At 30.9% G+C, this 22,451-nt stretch carries 22 protein-coding genes; 18 read left to right on the top strand and 4 right to left on the bottom strand.

What is annotated here, in order from left to right:
• Positions 1 to 50 precede the first annotated feature (50 nt).
• Entirely contained in the window at positions 51 to 1,082 is a 1,032-nt protein-coding gene (locus AB1J10_RS05060) for an alpha/beta hydrolase (protein ID WP_070038992.1), read from the top strand.
• Between the two features lie 368 nt (positions 1,083 to 1,450).
• On the opposite strand, the gene AB1J10_RS05055 is transcribed toward AB1J10_RS05060, so the two are convergent.
• Positions 1,451 to 1,957: a GNAT family N-acetyltransferase gene (locus tag AB1J10_RS05055; RefSeq protein WP_046207335.1), complete on the bottom strand. Its 507-nt coding sequence runs from the start codon at positions 1,955 to 1,957 to the stop codon at positions 1,451 to 1,453.
• A gap of 121 nt (positions 1,958 to 2,078) precedes the next feature.
• Here AB1J10_RS05055 and AB1J10_RS05050 point away from each other — a divergent pair, with 121 nt between their 5' ends.
• From AB1J10_RS05050 to AB1J10_RS05030, 5 genes are all read left to right on the top strand, one after another.
• Positions 2,079 to 2,996 (top strand): NAD-dependent epimerase/dehydratase family protein, encoded by a 918-nt coding sequence (locus tag AB1J10_RS05050; protein WP_046207336.1) that lies wholly within the window; start codon positions 2,079 to 2,081, stop codon positions 2,994 to 2,996.
• 13 nt (positions 2,997 to 3,009) lie between these two features.
• A complete protein-coding gene (locus AB1J10_RS05045; RefSeq protein WP_046207337.1) occupies positions 3,010 to 3,684 on the top strand; it encodes a response regulator transcription factor in 675 nt (224 codons plus the stop codon).
• Positions 3,677 to 4,702, top strand: coding sequence for a sensor histidine kinase (locus AB1J10_RS05040; RefSeq protein ID WP_369003030.1), 1,026 nt, complete (start codon positions 3,677 to 3,679; stop codon positions 4,700 to 4,702). The genes AB1J10_RS05045 and AB1J10_RS05040 overlap by 8 nt, the downstream gene beginning before the upstream one ends.
• A 678-nt stretch (positions 4,703 to 5,380) precedes the next feature.
• Positions 5,381 to 5,998, top strand: a complete 618-nt coding sequence (locus tag AB1J10_RS05035; protein ID WP_019468170.1) for a DUF47 domain-containing protein — start codon at positions 5,381 to 5,383, stop codon at positions 5,996 to 5,998.
• A 13-nt stretch (positions 5,999 to 6,011) separates the two neighbouring features.
• The gene (locus tag AB1J10_RS05030) at positions 6,012 to 7,019 is read left to right on the top strand and encodes an inorganic phosphate transporter (RefSeq protein WP_046207339.1); all 1,008 of its coding nucleotides are present in this window, start codon (positions 6,012 to 6,014) and stop codon (positions 7,017 to 7,019) included.
• A 582-nt stretch (positions 7,020 to 7,601) separates the two neighbouring features.
• On the opposite strand, the gene AB1J10_RS05025 is transcribed toward AB1J10_RS05030, so the two are convergent.
• Positions 7,602 to 8,411: a LysM peptidoglycan-binding domain-containing protein gene (locus tag AB1J10_RS05025; protein ID WP_070038994.1), complete on the bottom strand. Its 810-nt coding sequence runs from the start codon at positions 8,409 to 8,411 to the stop codon at positions 7,602 to 7,604.
• A 451-nt stretch (positions 8,412 to 8,862) separates the two neighbouring features.
• Here AB1J10_RS05025 and AB1J10_RS05020 point away from each other — a divergent pair, with 451 nt between their 5' ends.
• The 5 genes from AB1J10_RS05020 (at position 8,863) to AB1J10_RS05000 (ending at position 14,382) form a co-directional block, all read left to right on the top strand.
• On the top strand, positions 8,863 to 9,525 hold the full coding sequence (locus AB1J10_RS05020) for a Bax inhibitor-1/YccA family protein (protein WP_046207341.1): 663 nt from the start codon (positions 8,863 to 8,865) through the stop codon (positions 9,523 to 9,525).
• A gap of 460 nt (positions 9,526 to 9,985) precedes the next feature.
• On the top strand, positions 9,986 to 12,136 hold the full coding sequence (locus AB1J10_RS05015) for a helix-turn-helix transcriptional regulator (protein WP_107520787.1): 2,151 nt from the start codon (positions 9,986 to 9,988) through the stop codon (positions 12,134 to 12,136).
• 166 nt (positions 12,137 to 12,302) lie between these two features.
• On the top strand, positions 12,303 to 12,659 hold the full coding sequence (locus AB1J10_RS05010) for a transcriptional regulator, SarA/Rot family (RefSeq protein ID WP_070038999.1): 357 nt from the start codon (positions 12,303 to 12,305) through the stop codon (positions 12,657 to 12,659).
• Positions 12,660 to 13,160: 501 nt separating this feature from the next.
• Positions 13,161 to 13,877, top strand: a complete 717-nt coding sequence (locus tag AB1J10_RS05005; RefSeq protein ID WP_046207344.1) for a YebC/PmpR family DNA-binding transcriptional regulator — start codon at positions 13,161 to 13,163, stop codon at positions 13,875 to 13,877.
• Between the two features lies 1 nt (position 13,878).
• The gene (locus AB1J10_RS05000) at positions 13,879 to 14,382 is read left to right on the top strand and encodes a cupin domain-containing protein (protein WP_070039001.1); all 504 of its coding nucleotides are present in this window, start codon (positions 13,879 to 13,881) and stop codon (positions 14,380 to 14,382) included.
• A 68-nt stretch (positions 14,383 to 14,450) separates the two neighbouring features.
• Here the strand turns inward: AB1J10_RS05000 and AB1J10_RS04995 are convergent, their stop codons facing one another.
• Positions 14,451 to 15,563 carry a 5-methyltetrahydropteroyltriglutamate--homocysteine S-methyltransferase gene (locus AB1J10_RS04995; protein ID WP_070039003.1) on the bottom strand — a complete coding sequence of 371 codons (1,113 nt, stop codon included), beginning with the start codon at positions 15,561 to 15,563 and terminating at the stop codon, positions 14,451 to 14,453.
• 210 nt (positions 15,564 to 15,773) lie between these two features.
• On the opposite strand from AB1J10_RS04995, the gene AB1J10_RS04990 reads away from it, so the two are divergent.
• From AB1J10_RS04990 to AB1J10_RS04970, 5 genes are all read left to right on the top strand, one after another.
• The gene (locus tag AB1J10_RS04990) at positions 15,774 to 16,490 is read left to right on the top strand and encodes a DUF402 domain-containing protein (protein ID WP_064209555.1); all 717 of its coding nucleotides are present in this window, start codon (positions 15,774 to 15,776) and stop codon (positions 16,488 to 16,490) included.
• A 170-nt stretch (positions 16,491 to 16,660) separates the two neighbouring features.
• Entirely contained in the window at positions 16,661 to 17,515 is an 855-nt protein-coding gene (locus tag AB1J10_RS04985) for a LysR family transcriptional regulator (RefSeq protein ID WP_046207348.1), read from the top strand.
• Between the two features lie 88 nt (positions 17,516 to 17,603).
• Complete coding sequence (locus AB1J10_RS04980) at positions 17,604 to 18,812, top strand: sugar efflux transporter (RefSeq protein WP_070039005.1); 1,209 nt, start codon at positions 17,604 to 17,606, stop codon at positions 18,810 to 18,812.
• 6 nt (positions 18,813 to 18,818) lie between these two features.
• Complete coding sequence (locus tag AB1J10_RS04975) at positions 18,819 to 19,307, top strand: DUF456 domain-containing protein (RefSeq protein WP_070039006.1); 489 nt, start codon at positions 18,819 to 18,821, stop codon at positions 19,305 to 19,307.
• A 158-nt stretch (positions 19,308 to 19,465) separates the two neighbouring features.
• Positions 19,466 to 20,626 carry an MFS transporter gene (locus tag AB1J10_RS04970; RefSeq protein WP_046207351.1) on the top strand — a complete coding sequence of 387 codons (1,161 nt, stop codon included), beginning with the start codon at positions 19,466 to 19,468 and terminating at the stop codon, positions 20,624 to 20,626.
• A 76-nt stretch (positions 20,627 to 20,702) separates the two neighbouring features.
• Here AB1J10_RS04970 and AB1J10_RS04965 read toward each other — a convergent pair whose 3' ends face one another.
• Positions 20,703 to 21,386: a DUF1129 family protein gene (locus tag AB1J10_RS04965; protein WP_369003042.1), complete on the bottom strand. Its 684-nt coding sequence runs from the start codon at positions 21,384 to 21,386 to the stop codon at positions 20,703 to 20,705.
• A 98-nt stretch (positions 21,387 to 21,484) separates the two neighbouring features.
• Here AB1J10_RS04965 and AB1J10_RS04960 point away from each other — a divergent pair, with 98 nt between their 5' ends.
• Together AB1J10_RS04960 and AB1J10_RS04955 are read left to right on the top strand one after the other, a co-directional pair.
• Positions 21,485 to 21,946, top strand: a complete 462-nt coding sequence (locus AB1J10_RS04960) for a GNAT family N-acetyltransferase (protein WP_070039009.1) — start codon at positions 21,485 to 21,487, stop codon at positions 21,944 to 21,946.
• Positions 21,947 to 21,999: 53 nt separating this feature from the next.
• Positions 22,000 to 22,212: an SA0632 family lipoprotein gene (locus AB1J10_RS04955; protein ID WP_046207353.1), complete on the top strand. Its 213-nt coding sequence runs from the start codon at positions 22,000 to 22,002 to the stop codon at positions 22,210 to 22,212.
• Positions 22,213 to 22,451: the final 239 nt, after the last annotated feature.

Here is a 22,451-nt window from a genome sequence, read left to right as displayed (position 1 = left end):
TTGTGAATTTATTTATTATGGTACAATGCTTCCGAAAGGAAAGGTAATCTATGAAGAAAAAACATAAATGGACCCTTATCACAACGTTTATCATAGTCACGGTTGTAGTAGTTATGGCAGTACTTTTAAAACTACAGTATGATAGACAAAACTCGAGTAGAGTAAACGAAAAAGTTCAAATTAATAATAAAAATGTGAATGCTTTTACAAATATCACATATGGAAAAGGGGCACCCAATAGTCGACTTGATATATTAACGCCAAATGAATTAGATCAAGATAACAAACTTCCAGTCATTTTTTGGATGCATGGCGGAGGATTTATTGCGGGAGATAAACAATATAAAAACCCATTATTATCTAAAATTGCTGAACAAGGATATATTGTGGTGAATATTAATTATGCACTTGCACCAGATTTTAAATATCCTACCCAGTTACAACAGATTGATCAAGCGGTAAGTTTTATTAAGAGAAATAAACATGAGTTACCAATTGATTTCAATCAAGTTATTTTTGGCGGTGATTCCGCAGGTGCGCAGTTATCAAGCCAATATACAGCAATACAAACGAATAAATCTTTAAGAGAGGATATGAACTTTAAGCAACAATTTGAAGCAGATCAGCTTAAAGCAGCTATCTTTTTTGGTGGCTTTTATGACATGAAGACAGTTAGAGCGACAGAATTCCCAAGAATTCAGCTCTTTATGGAAAGCTATACTGGAAAACGAGATTGGGAACAACAATTTAAGTATATAAGTGAGATGTCTACCATCAATCAAGTTACAGAAGATTATCCGCCAACATTTTTATCAGTGGGCGATGCCGACCCATTTTATAGTCAGAATATTGAATTCTATAAAAAATTAAAGTCAACAGACGTACCGGTGGATACATTATTTTATGATGGTTCTCATAAATTGAGACATCAGTATCAATTTCATATGGAATTGCCAGAATCACAGCAAAATATGAAAGACGTCTTAAGGTTTTTAAGCAGAAATACAACTTCTTCAGGCGTTGAAACGGAATATCAATCTGAAGAAGCGAATCCAAATGGAGTTGAATTAAACCCATATTAGATATCGATGATGTAACTATGTTTGATTTAAATAACATCAATGTTTTAAGGAAATTAAAAAACACTTTCGTTGAATGCAAATGAGATGTATTCATACGGAAGTGTTTTTTATTAATAATGTATATACTCGATTTAATTTAGTCGTTCTTTTGTCTCAACGATTGAAATTGAAATAGTAGGATATACAGAACATATGGAAGTGATAACCTAATGGTGTAAGCAAGCTAGGTTTGGTTGGTATCTTCTACACTTCAATAATGGTTTAATTGTTAAAATATAGATGAAGACGAAGTTGTCATTTGGATATTTATCCAAAAACGATTAAACTGCAAATAAGGAACTATTTACTAATTTATTACATTAAAATCATTAAATTAGTAATTTTGCCATGATATATTTATTATAATATCGATGATCAATAAACAATTTATCTTTAAGTTCTCCTTCGACTTGATAGTTTGCACTTTTAAATAAATCAACAGCGGTCGTATTTTCGGGAACTACTTCAACTTCAATACGGTGAATGTCATGGTTTAAGCACCAAGCTTCTATGGAATTAATTAATGATTGTCCTAATCCTTTTTCACGATAATGCCTTATAACTCCCATAGAAAAGTGTGCTTCATGTCGTGTACGTTCGAAACTTTCGGTAGTGACAATTGCAAATCCTACGAGTTCGCCATTGTTTTCTGCAATATAAATTGCATTAGAAGGAGAAGTTATATAATGTTCTAAGGTTGCAATAGCATCCGTATTAGAGGGCGCATACTCACCAGGATTGTATATCAAATAATCAGATTCATCATAGATTGTACTTAATAGTTTTATAAAAGGTTCTATATCGTTGATACCAATTTCTCGAATTTGATGAACCATATATGTCCACTCCTCATTTCTAATTTTTAAAACTCAGTTATAGTATAACTTAACATCATTAACATGAATTTACTAGGGAATATTTAAAACAAGAAAAATATATGATAAAGGATGTCGTATAATGAAACCAAATATATTGCTTGCGGGTGTTACAGGTTATATAGGAAAATATCTAATTGAATCCATTAAAGATGAAGGAATCTTATATACATTGTCTAAGTATCCAAAAGAAAAAGAATATCAAGAAATTATTTGGCTTGAAAAAGATATTTATAACTATAATGATGTTTTAACTGCTATGGACGGTATAGATATTGCAATATTTTATTTAGATCCAACCAAGCATTCTGCTAAGCTGACGCATGCAACTGCTAGAGATATCAATTTGATAGCTGCAGATAATTTTGGGAGAGCTGCTGCCAAACAAGGTGTGAGTAAGATAATATATATTAGTGGTAGTCGCTTCGATGTTGAAACGAAGCAGCGTTTATCAGCATACGGTACTGAAGTAGAAGAAACGACGGCAGAAGTCGCTCGCCCTCACGTAGCAGTTGAGTTACAGACTTCGAAATATGATGATGTCAGAAGTGCGTTAAGTATACAACTACCGATGAATTGGACATTAAGCCAAATGGTAACATATTATTTTAAGTGGCTAGATGAAACGAAAGGAACATTGTTGCATACAGCAAAACAAGGGGATAATTTCATTGTGTACATGAAAAACAAACGCAAACCTATACTAGTACTGCGCAAAGAGAACACTGAAAAAGACATCATTACGTTGCATCTTGTGAGTGGTAGAATTGTAAAACCTAATTTAAAAAAGCAAGGGAAATTAGAATTTCGCAAATTAAAAGACACACAACAAGTCATCGTTCATTTGTTTGATTATATTCCTAAATTAACTTGGCCTGTTTATTACTTAATGCAATCACCTTTCCAAGATTTAATGATGCGAGGATTTGAAATTGATTGCCGCATTAAACATTACCAAGGTCGAATTAACTCCGGGGAAAATATAAAATATACAAAATAATTGAGGTGAGCTTATGGAAATTTTATTAGTGGAAGATGATATGACTTTATTTAAGGAACTTAGTGAAGAGTTGGAACAGTGGGACTTTAATGTTAATGGTATCGATGATTTTAATCTTGTAATAGAGAAGTTTAAAGCGGTTGATCCGGCAATAGTTATTATGGATGTTAAGCTACCCAAATATGATGGATTTTACTGGACGAGAAAGATTCGCGAAATATCAAACACACCAATTTTATTTTTATCTTCAAGAGATAATCCAATGGATCAGGTAATGAGCATGGAATTAGGCGCAGATGACTATGTTCAAAAACCATTTAATACAAACATTTTAATTGCTAAACTACAAGCGATTTATAGACGCGTTTATCAATTTAGTATAGATGAGAAAAGAGTCATAACTTGGCAACAAGCGACACTCGACCTTACTAAGGATAGTATTAATAAAGACGATCAAGTCATATATTTATCTAAAACAGAAATGATTATTTTAGAGATGTTAGTGAAAAAACAAGATACGATTGTTACTAGAGATACATTAATAACTGCACTTTGGGATGATGAAGCATTTGTCAGCGATAATACATTAACAGTCAATGTGAATCGGTTAAGAAAAAAGCTTGCAGATATTAATATGAAAGATGCAATTGAAACGAAAATCGGTAAGGGATATATGGCTCATGGATAGTATGAAATGGGTATGGTTATTCCTGCGTTCACGTAAAAACTGGATATTTTGGTTGCTCGTTTTACAATTTATCTTTTTAGGTATTGCTTTTTTAGATTATGATTTAAATGTAAATAGTGTTTTATATATAATTATTTTAAATATAGGGTTAAGCTGTATTTTCTTATTATTTACATATTTAAAAGAAGTTAAGTTTTATAAGCACTTAGATGATAATATAGAACCCGAAGCGTTAAAGCATAAATCATTGGCCGATACGCCGTTCCAAGAAGAAATGTTATCATATTTATATCATCAAATTACGACACAAAAAAGTTTAGTGACTAAGCAAAAACAACAAATCAAATCTACGGAAGCTGCGTTAACAGATTTTGTGCATGATATTAAGACGCCTGTCACTGCTTTAAAATTATTAATTGAAAAAGAAAGCGATGATAATAGAAGACGTGCACTCTTATTTGAATGGACACGTATCAATGACATGCTAGATAAACATCTATTTCTGACTCGATTAGAGTCGCAAAATAAAGATATGTATTATGAAAATGTTTACTTAAAACGTTTAGTTATAGACGAAATACAAATCACTAGATATATTAGCCAAGCGAAAGGTATAGATTTTGAACTTGAATTTGATGACAATTATAAAGTATATACAGATACGAAATGGTGTCGCATGATGATAAGACAAATTCTTTCCAATGCTGTTAAATATAGTGAAAACAGCACGATTCATGTAAACGGCAAACTACTCGAAAACCATGTGACGTTGGAAATTAAAGATGAAGGTAGAGGAATCAGCAAAAAAGATTTGCCGAGAATTTTTGATAAAGGTTTTACTTCAACGGAAAATCGCAATGAAACGACATCTTCTGGAATTGGTTTATATTTGGTGAAAAATGTAAAAGAGAAATTATGGATAACTGTTCATATCAATTCTGAAGTTAATAATGGAACGAAAGTGCAATTTGTTTTTCCAAACCAAAATGAAATAGTTAGCATGTTATCTGATTATTGATATTGCTCATGTACATTGTATAAAAAACTCTATAACCATTAAAAAAGCGACGTTTGACGCATAAATGATGCGATGAACGATAAGAAGGCAATTTCTAATTTTATGGAGAAATTGTCTTTTTTTATTATCAACCTTTGATGCAATTAAAATAAAACATATCTACATTTAACTTTATTTAGGATGAAATAGAGCGCAGAATGAAATTTTTGATAGTATCTACAAATTCAAAAAATCAACTTTCTTTTGAACTAATTGTATCTAAATTAAGTTTGATATATAGAAAAATAATTGTTGCTTAAAAATAGTAATTATGCAAATATTGCTATTGTGTGTTTTGATATATGAATTTATAGATTTTAAAATCATTTTTGAAAAATTATAAATTTCGCAGAACAATATACACAAAATTATTAATTTAACGAAAATGTAATGTTAAGAATTTGTAAATTTAATTGTAGGATTGTTAAAATTGTGCTATTTTCAAATAAGGACAAATCAACATTTGTGAGATTTTTTAAACCTAGTAAGCAAAAACTCATTTACATAATTTTAATAAAATTAAAACAGTAATGGGTCTATTGTAAATCTTGCCAATCTTAATTTGTCTAGAAAAGAATGTAATTTTTTAAATTTATTGAAGGTGATTATATTGGTCACTGTAAATGGAGGATTTTTTGAATGTTTAACAAGAAAAAAGATAAGTTCATGGTGAAACTTGAAGAAATGGTTTTCAACTTAGACCGTGCAGCAATTGAATTTGGTAAAATGGATTTTAATACACACTTAGACCTTAAAGCATACTCAGATAATATTAAAACTTACGAATCACATGGTGACGAGCTCATGCATCAAGTGATTTCGGATTTGAACCAAACATTCATTACACCTATTGAACGTGAGGATATCCTCTCTTTATGTAACGCTATTGATGATGTTTTAGATGCAATAGAAGAAACATCAGCAATGTTTGAAATGTACTCTATAGAATATACCGATGAATATATGGCTGAATTTGTTGATAATATCCAAAAAGCTATTGCTGAAATGAAATTAGCAGTAGGCTTACTTGTCGATAAAAAATTATCTCACATGCGCATTCATTCTATTAATATTAAAGAATTTGAAACTAACTGTGATGGTATATTACGTCAGTCAATTAAACATATTTTTAACAGTGAAACTGATCCTATCACGCTTATTAAAATCAAAGAGATTTATGAAAGTTTAGAAGAAATTGCCGATAAATGTCAAGCTGTAGCGAATAACTTTGAAACAATAATAATGAAAAATAGCTAAGGAGTCCTAACTTATGGAATATATTTTGATTATCACAGTAGCTATCGTTATTTTTTCTTTGATATTTGACTTTATCAATGGTTTCCATGATACAGCCAATGCCGTCGCTACTGCTGTTTCAACACGTGCATTAACTCCTAGAACTGCGATTATTTTGGCGTCAGTTATGAACTTTATTGGTGCGTTAACATTTACTGGAGTTGCAAGTACGATAACAAAAGATATTGTAGACCCATTTAAATTAGAAAATGGTCTAGTTGTGGTTTTAGCTGCTATTATGGCAGCAATTATTTGGAATTTAGTAACTTGGTTTTTTGGAATACCTAGTTCTTCTTCACATGCATTAATTGGATCAATTGCTGGTGCAGCAATTGCTTCTCAAGGTACATTTGCTGTACTACATTATCAAGGCTTTACAAAAATAATCATAGTATTACTTTTATCACCAGTTATTGCGTTTTGTGTTGGTTTTATTATGTATTCAATTGTTAAAGTAGTTTTCAAAAATGCAAATCTAACGAAAACGAATCGTAACTTTAGATTTTTCCAAATTTTCACAGCTTCATTACAATCATTTTCACATGGTACAAATGATGCACAAAAATCAATGGGGATTATTACTTTAGCACTCATAGTTGCGAATATCCAAACAGGTACAAGCACTGAGCCTCAATTATGGGTTAAGATTGCCTGTGCTACTGCAATGGGGTTGGGTACAGCTGTTGGTGGTTGGAAAATTATCAAAACAGTTGGTGGAAATATAATGAAAATACGTCCAGCTAATGGTGCAGCAGCGGATTTATCTTCTGCTTTAACTATTTTTGTTGCGTCATCACTACATTTCCCACTTTCAACGACACATGTTGTGTCTTCATCTATATTAGGTGTGGGTTCTTCTAACCGCATTAAAGGTGTGAAATGGAATACAGCACAACGTATGATTGTGACTTGGGTAATTACATTGCCTATTTCAGCATTATTAGCTGCTTTAATATATTTTGTAATTAATATTGTTTTATAAATATTAACAAAAATGAGTAATAAATAGCTGAATGACTTTAAAATAAATACAAGATAAAGATTCTATGACATAAATACTAGAAAAACAGCACTCGGATGATTCAATTCATCTGAGTGCTTCTTTGTTTTATGCCATAATTCGTATTGTTGGTTCGTATTCTTAGGAACGGAGCTTCAACCTGTAGTCTTCAGCTTGTCCTGTTCCTTCAAGCATCTCGTCAAAATATAATGTACACATATATAATTTTATATTGAAATACTTAAAAAAAGCACTTACGTATATTTAATAAACACTACTATACTAAATTATCAAGATGCTATATCGTATCATCCTAAAATATTTTATACTACCAACATAATAGGGACTTTATTGGTAGTAGGTAGTGTTTTTGTGTGTGCATTTCTGTGCGCTGCCTTTGCTTGTAGTGTTCGACTAATGCTATGTAGTTGTCATAAATGATTGTCGAGATTAAAATATATATAAATAAAGAAAGTAAACAAAATAAAGCGTCAATTTCTATAAAAACCTTATAGAAATTGACGCTTATTTATTAATGTTAGAGGTTTAAGATGCTTCCTCTTTTTAATGAATGTAATTATAGCTAGAAGCAGTAGATGCTGGAATTGTACGATAATCTACTGTACCTGGAGGTGTATTATAATTCATTTCTGATATTAAAATACTGCCATCAGGATTTACTTGCTCAACATATGCAACGTGACCAATTGGACCTTCGTAATTTTGCATGATAGAACCAGCAGTTGGCGTGTTGTTTACTGTGTAGCCGTCTGCTGCAGCATTGTTAGCCCAGTGATCAGCATTCCACCAATATGTACTAATTGGTTGTCCAGTTTCTGCTCTACGGTTAAATACATGCCATGTACATTGACCCCAATCATATAAATTAGCGTCACTAGCAGAATTATTACCAGTAGAAGGCGATTGTGTAGCAGTGTTACCAGAACCACCTGAACCACCAACACTTGATCCATTTGGAATCTTAAGTGATTGACCAGGTTGGATTAAATAACCATTTAGATTGTTCGCTGACATTAATGCATCAACTGAAACACCATAATTGTTAGCAATGATATTTAATGATTCACCAGATTTAACTGTATGTGAAGAACCACCTGATGTTTGTGAAGGAGCGTTTGAACTTGAGCTTTGACCACTTCCACCAATTTCGATAACTTGTCCCGGAAATACCATGTTGTTATCGAGGTTATTGTTTTGTTTAATCTCATCTACTGAAACACCATATTGTTCTGAGATTGTCCATAGTGACTCACCTGATTGTACTGTATGCTGTGTTGATGCTTCAGCTTCATGGTTAGCAATAAATGCTGCTGCACCTGAAGCAGCAGTGACTGCAAATGCAAACTTTTTCAAAAGAACTCCTCCTCACACCTATATAAATAACTCATTTTAAATTAAATATATCTGTTTGATTTTCTTTAATTGAATTCATGTTACATACTAACAAAAATTAGGTGACTTGTGTCTATTGTTATAGAGATGTAACATTATTAACATTTTAGAACATTGAGATGTAAACCTAATAAATACTTTTGTTATGGACTTTAAACGAAATTTTGGTTTTGAAATTCATTTAAAAATTTATGACTTTGTAACATTAGAAAACGTGTGGAATTCAATTAACGTTAACATCTTTTTGGAATTGATAGTTAAAATGTTTGATTTTAGGTGGAATAGTGAAAATGAAAGTAATGTATTTTATATAAACAAAACTTTAACAACATTTAAGCACATTAATCAGATATGTTGAGGAATACATTCTAATTAATGTGTAAGATGTTATAACATCTAAGGAGTGAAATGATTGGCTGAATCAACACAACAAATTAATCAAAAACAATCTAAATCAAAGCAGGATAAATCCAATTCTCATGCGTATGGTAAAGTATGGTTATTCTTTATTTATTATTGGATTATTTTTGGCATTGGTTGCTATTTTGGGCAGTTTTTACCCATGGAATGGAGAAAACCACTCTCTATCGTCTTGCTAGTTTTAGTTTTATTTACAGTTTTAACGAATCGTGCACGTAAATATGGATTGGTAATTTCACATATATATGCAATTATTGTCGGCTTATTGTCCTATGCTACATTTACAGCTTATTTGCAAAATTTAGGACCAGAAGTGTTTTATAAGAATGTGTTACTAGCAATAGGTGCTTTTATCGCATTTGGTTTAATTGGCTATTTCATTGTCGATAACGCTTCAGGAATGGGTAAATACTTATTTGTAACATTAGTGGCTCTGATTGTTGCTGGAATTATTGGTATGTTTGTGCATAATCCAATTTTCCATACAATCATTACAGTAGTAGGCTTACTATTATTCTTATTATATACAATATATGATTTTAATCGTATGAAACGTGGTCAGTATTCTCCACGAGAAATGGGATTCAACCTATTTATCAATTTATTACACATTATTAAATATGTACTAAGACTTGCGAATAAATTTAAAAAGTAAATATTAGATTTAAAATTAAAAAATATGAGTTATAAATTCTAATAGAAGCGAGAGCCGTAACTGGATTTTTACAGAAATTCAGTTACGGTTTTTTAGATTATTATTTTGCTTTTAATTTTTATTTGTCTAGTATCTTAAAATGATCATTACACAATATTCAGCTAATATAAGATTGACATGCAACGATGACTTTAATTTATGATTACATAATAATGTTATATAACAACTTATTTTATCAATAATAAAATATAAAAAAGTTAGAATTAAGGACGATGAATGAAAAAATATGTTGACAAATTAAATTATTATATTCAAAATTATGTAATGGTAAAACATGTACTTTGAAACTAAAACAGTGAATGTTCTATTTTCAAAAGATGAAAATATAAAAGAAATAATCAATTTTATAAAAATGATTTTATATGTATGGTGTATAACAGAATATGAGAGAGGTTGGAATATGGAAGTACAGTGTTTAAATATTATTTCTAATAATTTTTATCCTACTAAACGTGTAACAGATGGCATACTAGTATTACTGCCAATAAAAGAAGTATTAGAAATTCAACAATTTACAGCTAATATAAAAGTTGAAACGGAATTGTTAATCGTAAACCATACAGAAATTTTTAGCATTAAACGCAATGAAGCAACCATTTTATTATATATAGCGAGTGATTGGTTTTTAGAACGAGGTTATCCTTTTTTTGATTATCAATACGCCTCTAAGTTGATTCAGTCTACAGCACAATTAACTAAATCCTTAATTGAGCTGACGAAACACTATTTGAACGATACTTTAAGTTATGATATTTATGAAAATTACATGGTCAAAATTGTTGAAATTATTGCTAATGAAGCTAAAGTAGATTCGGATTATTTATCCCAACAAACTGATCACGCATACTTTGGTATTACTGGAGAAATACTTGATTATGTAAATCGTAATTTGAAGCAACCATTAACATTAAAGTCAATTGCTGACCATATATTTATTTCACAATCAAATATATCTAGTCAATTTTATAGTAAGCTAGATATGAATTTTAAAACTTATGTGGATACATTAAAATTGGCGGCATCTATGAAAGAGCTATTGGATAGTCAACATACCATTGGAGAAATATCTGATTTATACGGTTTTAGTAGTGCAGCACTTTATAGTAAAAAATTCAAACAATATTACGGTTACACACCTAATCAATATCGTAAACTCTCAAAATACAATAAGTATTTATATTTTCCTTATGAAACATTGAATGACACATTTAAAGATCAAGTAAAGGCTCAACTTACTGCAAAATTAGAAGATAGTTATGTACAAAACAATGAAATTAGTATTTGTACTGATCATTTTTTGGATAATCGTAATTCATCCATGATTATTCAAATTTACACAATAGCAGAGTTATACCAATTGTATACTGATTCTAAAATGAGTTATTTGTTTGAAAATGAGGAACAGATTTATATTTATTGCAATATCAACGTAAAAGATATTCAACAATACATTTCTGAACAAAAAACATATAAAGCTTTTGACTTTATCATATCAAACAATGCTAATTTGGTACTTCAAATCTACGAAAGTCAAGATGTTGAAATATATTTGAATCAGATTTGCAAACCCTACGCGGCTTATTTGCAAACTAGCACAAAGTTAAACAAAGATTTACTAAAAAAGATAAGCTATTGTTTTGATTTAAGTACAATGTCAATAAAAGAGATATACCGTAACATTATCAAAATTAAACAATTTAGAGAGAATGTAAAATTTGGTATTGATATTACTCGTTTATTTAATGAACCAGATGCTTTTAAAATGATGGAAGTACAATTAAAGAGAATTGGTTTTGATTACTATTTTGTAGATAATCAAAAGTTATCAGTGCCATGTTTTAATGAATCACATGAAATGCTGTTGACGAAAGAAATTTTTAAATTTAATTATATAAGGAAAATCATGGCAGAAATGTGTTTGGAGGATAGGTATTATTTTTTATTAAATGTAAGAAATAATTTTTTATTGCATGACGAGTCAATGAATATTATTGAAAGTCCGCCATTGTTAGTCGGTGTGTTTAAAAGAATATTAAAGCATTTTTCGGGTATAGGTGTAGATTTGATACAGCAAATGAACGGTAATGAGGCGTTATACTTATATGATAAAAGTGGTTTCCGTACATTGGTAGGAACTATGTTTCATCGTTTAATAGAAAAAACACGTTATAAAGTTTATGAACATGATTTTTATACTATTATTGATCAAGAGGATAAAATTAGCGTTTATATCAGTGATTGGCAAATTATGGAAAATGAAGTTTCAAAGCACTATACAACAAAAATGTCGGTTAATATCAATTTCAAAGATTTGAAGTCAAGAAAAAAATATTTGATTTTTAAAGAGACATATAATAATGCGCATGGAAATATCAATTGTGTGATACCTTGCAATTTGCGCGAGAAATATCCGTGGTCTGATATATTTATAGAAAAAATTGAATCATATAATCAGCCACGCATAAATGTTTTCGAACATTCATTTAACGACAAATCTTTAAGCGTAGCAATCGATCATAATACCGTACACATTATTGATATTTATAAATAAATGTTTAAACCTAAATTATATAATTAATTTAACATGTTTTGTGATATTTAATTTACTGCTGTTCGTAATAATGACAAAGCTATAAAAATAAATGATAAAGACAGAGTTACTTTTTTTAGAGATAATGAAATTGTATTGCTTACTAGCATTTGGAGGTGTAGCAACAATGAATGATGAAAAAAAGGCGCAGTTATTAAAAATTTATAAAAAATATAATAAAGTAATGTCTTATATAGAAAATAAATATAAACTAACAATGAATGACATTGCTATTTTGGAAATAATACAACAAAATTGTCAACAGCAAAACATGCTGATGCAGCCATTTTTAAAAATTGCGACGACTGAACTCGATTTGAGTCGAACAAAAGTGTTGGCATCAATTCGACGATTAATTAACCAAGATCGTGTAAGCAAATTACGTTCGACAAAAGATGAGAGAAAAGTTTATTTATCGATGACTGAAGAAAATGATAGGAAGTATCACACTTTGTTAGATGAAATTGAAACACAGGTAGACTAAAATATTAAAAATTCATGTTTACATAATGACAATAAAGCTTTAATCAGTTACAAATATTAAATAGTATAATGATACTTCGTGACGAAAGTAGGACAGAAATTTAATTTTATTAATTGGATTTCGTCGTCTCCTCTAATAAGGATTACCTGAGCTTAAGCTCATGCATAAGAACCACTAACCCAACAAGTTGGGAAGTGGTTCTTTATATGTTTCAAAATCACTTTTAATATGTATTTAAGTACTCAAAGAAGCGGTTTTCATATCTTAAAATTGCCGATGTATAACGTTAAAAGAGGCTAATTCATTCTATATGGATGATACTCTATGTGACAAACGATCAATGTTTGATACAAACTAATAAGTTGCCAAAGGGTATAGATATTTCGAGAGACATAATAAAAAATACAAGCAAAGTAGTAGGTTAGTCTATGTGATATAATAAAAATATTGTATAATATGATGTACTGACATACGCATTTAATTAGAAAGTGAGATGACATTATGGGACGTAAGTGGAATAATATTAAAGAGAAAAAGGCCCAAAAAGATAAGAATACGAGTAGAATTTATGCTAAATTTGGTAAAGAAATTTACGTAGCGGCTAAATCTGGTGAACCCGATCCAGTATCAAACCAAGCATTAAGATTAACTTTAGAAAGAGCAAAAACATATTCTGTACCAAACCATATTATAGATAGAGCTATTGAAAAAGCTAAAGGTGGCGGCGAAGAAAATTATGATGAGTTGCGATATGAAGGGTTTGGCCCGAATGGCTCTATGATAATCGTAGATGCGCTTACTGATAATGTAAATAGAACTGCATCTGATGTTCGTGCTGCATTTGGTAAAAATGGAGGTAATATGGGAGTTTCTGGATCTGTTGCTTATATGTTTGAACACACTGCAGTATTTGGTGTTGAAGACAAGTCAGCGGATGATGTCTTGGAAAGCTTAATGGAACAAGAGATAGATGTTAAAGATGTCATAGATGAAGATGGTTTAACCATTGTATATGCTGAGCCTGATCAATTTGCCCAAGTGCAAGATGCATTACGTGCATCAGGTGTTGAAACATTTAAAGTAGCGGAATTTGAAATGTTACCACAGTCAGATATTGAGTTATCAGCAGAAGATCAGGAAACATTTGAACAATTAATTGATGCATTAGAAGAATTAGAAGATGTTCAGAATGTATTCCATAACGTGGATTTGAAATAGCATGAATAAAAATCAAGAAGTACAAAAATGGATTGACCAATTACAATTATATCCGCATCCAGAAGGTGGCTATTATAAAGAAACTATCAAAGCGGTACCGACTAGCTCAAATCAAAGATCGGCTTATTCGAGCATATACTTTCTTTTAACGCACGATAATATATCACATTTTCATCGAATAGATGCTGATGAAATCTGGTATTATCATGCAGGAGATTCTTTGACTGTTCACATGATATACCCTGATGGCAATTATCAAAAAGTAACAGTTGGCCCCAACATCGAAAGTGGTGATGTATTGCAACATGTTGTTCCAAAGGGCACAATTTTTGCATCGTCTATTGAAGGCTGTGCTGGTTATGCGCTTGTTGGTTGCATGTGTCATCCAGCATTTGAATTTAAACATTTTGAGTTATTGAGTAAAGAGTGGCTAAACGAAACATATCCAGCCTTAAAACACATTAATGATCGTTACGCTTTATCAATAATCGACATTAATAGTTAAATATAAAGGAAAACTCGTATTACTTTCTCGTTAAAACAGTTGTGAAAGTAATACGAGTTTTTTAAATATTATTTTGATGTACCAAAAACTTCATTAGCAATTTCAACAATATAAGTTAGCTTTTTCCACTGTTCTTCTTCAGTTAATTTATTGCCTTCTTCAGTAGAAGCAAAGCCACATTGTGGACTTAGACAAATTTGTTCTAAATCTATATAGTTTTGTGCTTCTTTTATACGTTTTAAAATAGTGGTTTTATCTTCTAATTCACCATTTTTTGATGTGAATAATCCCAACACTGCAAATGAACGATCTTCTGGGAAAAATCTTAAAGGTTCGAAATCACCTGAGCGATTATCATCATATTCTAAGAAGAAACCATCTAATTGTTCTTTAAATAGATATGGAGCGATTGGTTCATAACCACCAGAAATAGCCCACGTAGATTGATAATTTCCACGACAAATATGTGTTGTGATCAACAAATCTTCTGGTAAACCACTGATTGCTTCATTGATAACTTTATAAGCGAGTTGACGTGCAACTTCTTTTTCAGATTCACTTCTATCACGCCCACGTGTATTTTGTGTTCCTGATGTTAAATTTGCCCAATACACATCATCTAGTTGTATATAACGTGCACCGAGATCATAGAATTTTAGTAAACTATCGTGATAAGCTTTTGCTACATCATGCGCAAAATCATTGATATCAGGATAAATGTCTTCGTTTAAAATATTAGGATGGAACAATTGATTTGGACTTGGAATAGAAACTTTTGCCGTTGCACGGCCATTTACCTTTTCATATAAAAATTTAAAGTGTTCAAAATGGGGATGATTTGGGTTAAATGTAACTTTATCAACCACCTTGACGTTGTGATTTCTAGTTTCTACACCTTCAAATGTTAAACCACGCTCTGATGTGTAACCTTCAACACCATCTAAGTTTTCTAAGAAATCAAAATGCCACCAACTTCTGCGGAATTCACCATCAGTAATACTATGTAAGCCAATTTCTAGTTGTTTATCTATGATGCGTTCAATTTCCTCATCTTCTATATTTTTTAATGTTTGAGCATTAATAACGTTATTTTGATAATCTTTACGTGCATCTTTTAAACGTTGTGGACGTAGTAAACTTCCTACGTGATCTGCTCTAAATGGTCTTTGTGACGTTGACATATGGCTATCTCCCTTTTTAAAGAATTTTCTGAAAAATATATTAAAAATTTAACAAACTTCTCAACAATTGTCAATTTCGCTTTTACACTATGAAATATAGTACAATAAACATAATTATCTACTCGCTATTAATTAAAAATTTAAATGTAACAAACATAAGATGACATGTAAGGTTCAGTTTTATATAATAATGACAAGGAGTTGGTGGCAGTGAAAGTAAAATATATTGATAAACGTCACTGGCGTCGCATCATTGACCGAGAATATACGGAAGTCAAAGTGAATAATAACAAATTTAAAGGTATTATTGGGTTAGTAACGATGAAAAAGGTACGTGAACCTCTAGAAGTATCGGTCGTAGGACAAAATATTGTTGTGGCTGATGATAACTATCAGTGGTTACAAATATTACCTGAAAAAAAACGTTATAGTATCACAGTGATGTTAGACGACAATGGCAATCCATTAGAATATTACTTTGACATAAATATTAAAAACGTTACGCAAAAAGGAAATGCACGTACGATTGATTTATGCTTGGACGTATTAGCATTACCTAATGGAGAATACGAACTTGTTGATGAAGACGATTTGTTACGCGCGTTAAACCAAGGCCAAATAACCAAGAAGCAATATCACGAAGCTTATATTATCGCGCATCAGTTAATGATTAAAATTGATACAGATTTTACAACTATGCAGAATAAAATTATGTATTGTTTCCATAAAATAAAACAAAAGTCGAAATCTCAAAAGCAATCCTCTTTTAATAAACATAAATTTAAAGGTAAAAAGCATAAAAACGTTGTGTACAATGAGGCCAAACATAAGCCAATAAAAAATTACAATAAGCATCATAATCATTCTAATCAAGATAATAGCAAATCACATCAAAGTAAGATAAAAGATTCTAATGCATCTCAATAATCTTGAAATTGTTATAAAAAATTCCCTATATTAGTCAAGCGTTAACCATGTTATAGTAAACACTGCGAGAATTGAAGCGTATTAAAAGTAATTCATAAGCGCAAAGTAAATAAAAGTAAGGCCACCATAAATAAAGATATTTAGTATTTGTAAAAAATAGGGGGATAATTATGAAGATTGACGATTATCGCTTGTTAACTACATTAGATGAGACGAAAACGCTCAGAAAAGCAGCGGAAATTTTATACATCTCTCAACCAGCAGTAACACAACGATTAAAAGCGATAGAAAATGCATTTGGCGTCGACATATTCATTCGTACAAAAAAACAATTAATAACGACGACTGAAGGCATGATGATTATTGAACATGCACGTGATATGTTGAATAGAGAGCGTCTGTTTTTAGATAAGATGCAAGCACATATCGGTGAAGTAAATGGTACGATTTCTATTGGTTGTTCATCCTTAATAGGGCAAACGTTGTTGCCGGTAGTATTGAATTTGTATACACGACAATTTCCAAATGTAGAAATCCAAGTTCAAGTAGGGTCGAGTGAACAAATTAAAGCTAATCATAGAGATTACCATGTGATGATTATTCGTGGGAATAAAATGATGAATTTAAGCAACACGCATTTATTTAATGACGAACATTATTTTATACATCCTAAAAATCGTAATGATGAAGTAGAAAAGATGCCGTTTATCGAATTTCAGGCTGATCCTATATACATTAATCAAATTAAAGAATGGTATGGCAGCCAAATTGGTCAAGATTATCATGCGATGATTACGGTTGATCAAGTTGCGACATGTAAAGAAATGTTATTAAATGGCGTTGGCGTGACCATATTGCCGGAAATCATGATGAAACACTTAGATAGGGAACAGTTTGCGTTTCAACGCGTAGATATAGACGATAAACCGCTGATTCGTTCTACTTATTTGAGCTATGATCCAAGCATGTTACAGTTGCCGCAAGTTGATTCATTTATTAATTTAATAATGGAATACGTGGAATAACAATTTTAGATAATTGAATATTTTGGTTCATTGATAAATATAACTTTATGAAGAGTTATATGAATTTAATAGGAATAGAGGACGCTAAATGTTTAGTGAATTGTTACATATAAAAAATTACAAATTATTTGTCGTTAATATGATGATGTTAGGTATGGGCATCGCCATTACTGTACCGTATCTGGTATTATTTGCTACAAATGATTTAGGTATGACTTCTAGCCAATATGGGTTGCTATTAGCATTAGCTGCAATTAGCCAATTTACAATGAATACAATTGTAGCACGCTTTTCTGATACACATAGTATCAACAGAAAGACAATTATTATTACTGCACTTTTTATGGGGGCAGTCAGCTTTTCAATTTATTTTTACATTCATGAAATCTGGGTTTTTATAGTAATGTATGCCATTTTCCAAGGTTGTTTTGCCCCAGCCATGCCTCAAATGTATGCGTCAGCAAGAGAATCAATCAATACTTCTACATCAAAGGACAGAGCGAAATTTGCTAACGCTGTATTACGTTCAATGTTTTCATTCGGTTTCTTGTTCGGTCCACTTATTGGTGCATTGTTACTCAGTTTTAAAGGATATGCGGGTTTATTTGGCGGAACGATAACAATCATATTATTCACACTATTATTACAAGTTTTTTTCTTTAAAGATATTCAAACAAAGCATACAGTAGCAGATAGTACACATGTTGAAGCGGCGGCACCTAATATGTTGCGTGACAAGGTCTTATTTGTACCCTTTTTAGCTTTTATTTTATTACATATAGGACAATGGATGTACACGTTGAATATGCCATTGTATGTGACGAACTTTTTGAAAGAACCAGAAAGTCGAGTAGGTGTGCTAGCTAGTATTTGTGCAGGACTTGAAGTACCTTTCATGGTCATATTAGGCATTTTATCTGCTAAATTCTCGACACGTACGCTATTGATACTTGGGGGATTATTCGGAGGATTATTTTATTTTAGTATTGGCGTATTTAATAGTCTGATCATGATGATAATAGGACAGGTGTTTCTAGCTATTTTTCTAGCTATTTTACTTGGATTAGGGATTAGTTACTTCCAAGATATTTTACCTGATTTTCCTGGTTATGCATCTACATTATTTGCGAATGCGATGGTTATCGGACAATTATGTGGTAATCTTCTCGGTGGTATAATGAGTCACTGGGTAGGCTTAGGTAATGTGTTCTTTGTTTCTGCAGGTTCAATATTTTTAGGTATGATTTTAATATATTTTACAAAAGAACAAAAATTTACAGAAGAAAGTATGGAGTAGATAGAAATGACATTGATTTTATGGTTATGCATTATAGCATCATTTATTTTAGCGTTTATTGGTTTAATAAAGCCAATCATACCGTCAGTACTTGTATTATGGATTGGTTTCTTAATTTATCAATTCGGCTTTGACAATCATCATCTGTCTTGGATATTTTATGTATCGATGGCATTGTTCACAATATTTATCATTATTGCAGATTTCATTATGAATAAATATTTTGTCAGCAAGTTCGGCGGATCAAAATTAAGTGAGTATGCAGCGTTGATTGGTGTTATTATAGGCTGTTTTGTCTTTCCACCATTTGGAATAATTATTATTCCATTTATAGCTGTGTTAGTAGTTGAATTTATACAAGAGCCGAATTTTTCTAAAGCTTTAAAGGCAAGTTTTGGCTCAGTAATAGCGTTTTTAGCAAGTTCCATCGCTCAAGCGATAATAATGATTATTATGGTTGTTTGGTTTTTCATAGATGCATTATTAATCAATTAATCAATGTGATGAAAGATATTACAAACGGTGTACAATCATGGTGAGCGCACTTATAGCATAAATAAAGTGAAATTTAAGCAATCTTCTTGTTTTCGTAATTACTACTTTAGTATAATCACTCACATGTGTTAAAAAGTGGAAAAGGAAGGGAGTCTTAAATGAAATATCCAATTGCTATATGGATGCTTGCAATCGGTGCTTTTGCAATCGGAATGACAGAGTTTGTAATTATGGGATTATTGCCAAACATCGCTAGAGATTTTGATGTCAGTGTAAGCCAAGCAGGGCAACTGATTACAGGTTATGCTTTAGGTGTAGCTATCGGTGGGCCTATCATTGTGATGTTAACAATTAAATGGAATAGAAAATATTTATTGTTGGCATTAATGGCGATATTTATTGTAGGAAATATTGCAGCCTCATTTAGCCCGAATTATGGCTTTATGATGACGAGTCGAATTATTACTTCATTAGCTCACGGTTCATTTTTTGGTATAGGTTCAATATTAGCAGCGAGTATGGTTAAGCCAGAAAAGCGTGCGAGTGCGATGGCATTAATGTTTATGGGCTTAAGCATGAGTAATATTTTAGGCGTGCCGTTTGGAACTTTAATCGGACAAAACTTTGGTTGGCCAATGACATTTATTATTATATCAGTCATCGGAGCTTTAGCATTAATAGGTATTATCATATTTGTACCGATGAAAAAAGAAACAGTTAAATCATCTGTATTAAATGAACTGAAAATTTTAAAAGAAAAACGTTTATGGTTAACCTTAGCTGTTACATTATTCGGATTTAGTAGTGTATTTGCTTACTTTACTTATATATCAACAGTGCTCATTGATGTGTCACATGTACAAGAAAATTTAATCTCATATTTATTGATTATATTTGGTATTGGAGTCACATTAGGTAATGTTGTAGGTGGAAAGCTTGCAGATTGGAATTTAAATAAGGCATTAAAAATAATATTTAGTGTATTTATTTTATATTTCATTTTATTATACTTTGTGCAAATGAATGGATTATTAATGGTAGCAGGTATTTTCTTTTTCGGTCTCATCGGTTTCAGTATGAGTCCGTCACTACAATATAAAAGTACGTTAATTTCACAAGATGCACCTACACTTGCGAGTACACTTAACCAATCAGCATTTAATTTAGGTAATGCTTTGGGTGCATTTATTGGAGGTGTCGTGGTAACAAATTTACCAGTTGCATCGTTAAGTTTAATTGCGCCGATACTAACAGTGATTGGTCTTATTTTCTTATTTATCAATATTGCAATAGAAAAGAAAGAAAATATAACAACATAGGTGAAACATAAACTAAAAACACGTCAGCCACTTCTCGAATTTTAGAAGCTTGTGCTAACGTGTTTTTTAATAGTATTTATAATGAAGCATTGGTGTTTTTATTAGTAAAATGATGATCGATATATAATGCGATTGGAATGAATATAAATGAAATGATAATAAAAGTCCAATTGCTAATTAATAAATAAGGGCCTACAGTTAAAAACATCTGTGGAATGAAAAAGACATAAAATATTCCACATACAGATAAAAGTAAAACGAGATATGTTAATAACCAAGATAAGTGTGATGTATTAAAACAACGTATTTGTACAGTTTTAAATAACATCCAAATAAAGAAAAATATGATAGCAATACCTACGATTAAAGTAAGCGGGAAAGTATATAAATATAGTCGTTTTGCACCAATAAAAAATCCAGCAAACCCTTTGAGAAAACAAAAAATACCCACAAAAAGCATAATATGACGCATAATGTATTTGAAAATGTTTCTTATTGTTTCATTTGGTAAACGTCTAAGTTCTCTTTTGGCATGGGCTTTAGGATCGTGATCAAAGAATTCCATTGCTAATGTGCTATCCTTTTCAGCTTCTAATAACTGATTTAAAACACGGTTTAACATTTTTTCAGAATCATGTGGGTTGACACTCAAATCAGCTCTGACATAAGTCATGTAGTTTTCAAACGTATCTCTGTCTGTATTATTTAAGCGTAATGCTTTCACATTGTTTTCACGCATTAATTTATCAGTAGATTTCATTGGCATTTGGCATTCCTTCTTATGTATAAAATATATTTATAATGCTAATTATGACGAAAATAGTATTATAAATCAATAACACTTTCAAAGGAGTAATAATGGAGTATTTAAAACAATCACATCAACAATATTTAAATGAAATTGCGGAAATTCATGAACAACAACTTAACCAACAGTATGAGCATTATCAAAACACTACTATATCTGTTGCATTACGCAAAGAAATGATTGAAAATGGATTATTAGCCAATACTGATGTTGTGATTACCGAAATACAAGACCAACAAATGATTGCTTTTATTTGGGCAAGATATATAAAGCAATATCAAAAGGTTATTATTGAAATGATGTATGTTTCGGAAGACAATCGAAATCAAGGTATCGCGAAAGCATTAAAAAAAGAGGTTGAAATATGGGCATATAGGAGGGGTGCTTCAGAAATTGAAAGCACGGTAGTCAATCACAACCATGCCATGAAAGATTTGAATTTTAAACTTGGATATTATATAAGTACGGTGACTATGAATAAAAGATTAAGAATAAATAATGAAGATGAGTAAAAATAATGATAAAATTATATTATTATTATGAAATTAACAAAAGGAGTTCTTACATGAAGAAATGTTTAGCACTCATACTAGCATCCACTGTCTTATTGACTGCATGTGGGAAAAATGATGAAAAAGCAACGTTAGAGAAAGATATTGATAAATTGGAAAAACAAAATAAAGATTTGAAAAAACAAAAAGAAGACTTAGAAAAAGAGAAAGATAAACTGAAAGATAAGTCGAAGAATTTGGAAAAAGATGTTAATGCTGAAACATAGGCTTCTATACTAATTGCGTTACAAATGGACTTTATGCAATATTTCCCAGGAAATTATTGTACTATCGTTTTACAAATTGTTATAATGGGTATCATTAACGTAATGAATATAAAAAGTTTCTAAAAAATAGATTTGAAATTATGAGTCAGTTGCTTAGTATTACTTTATATTAAGTGTGACTTTATAATGAATCATTTATTATACGCAGTTTATTAATAATCATTTTTCATTAGGAGAAA

The organism is Staphylococcus cohnii species complex 1663, assembly GCF_041008415.1.
Taxonomy (GTDB): Bacteria; Bacillota; Bacilli; order Staphylococcales; family Staphylococcaceae; genus Staphylococcus; species Staphylococcus ureilyticus.
The sequence above is the reverse complement of the archived record's forward strand: the minus strand, read 5'-3'. Positions and strand labels throughout refer to the sequence as shown.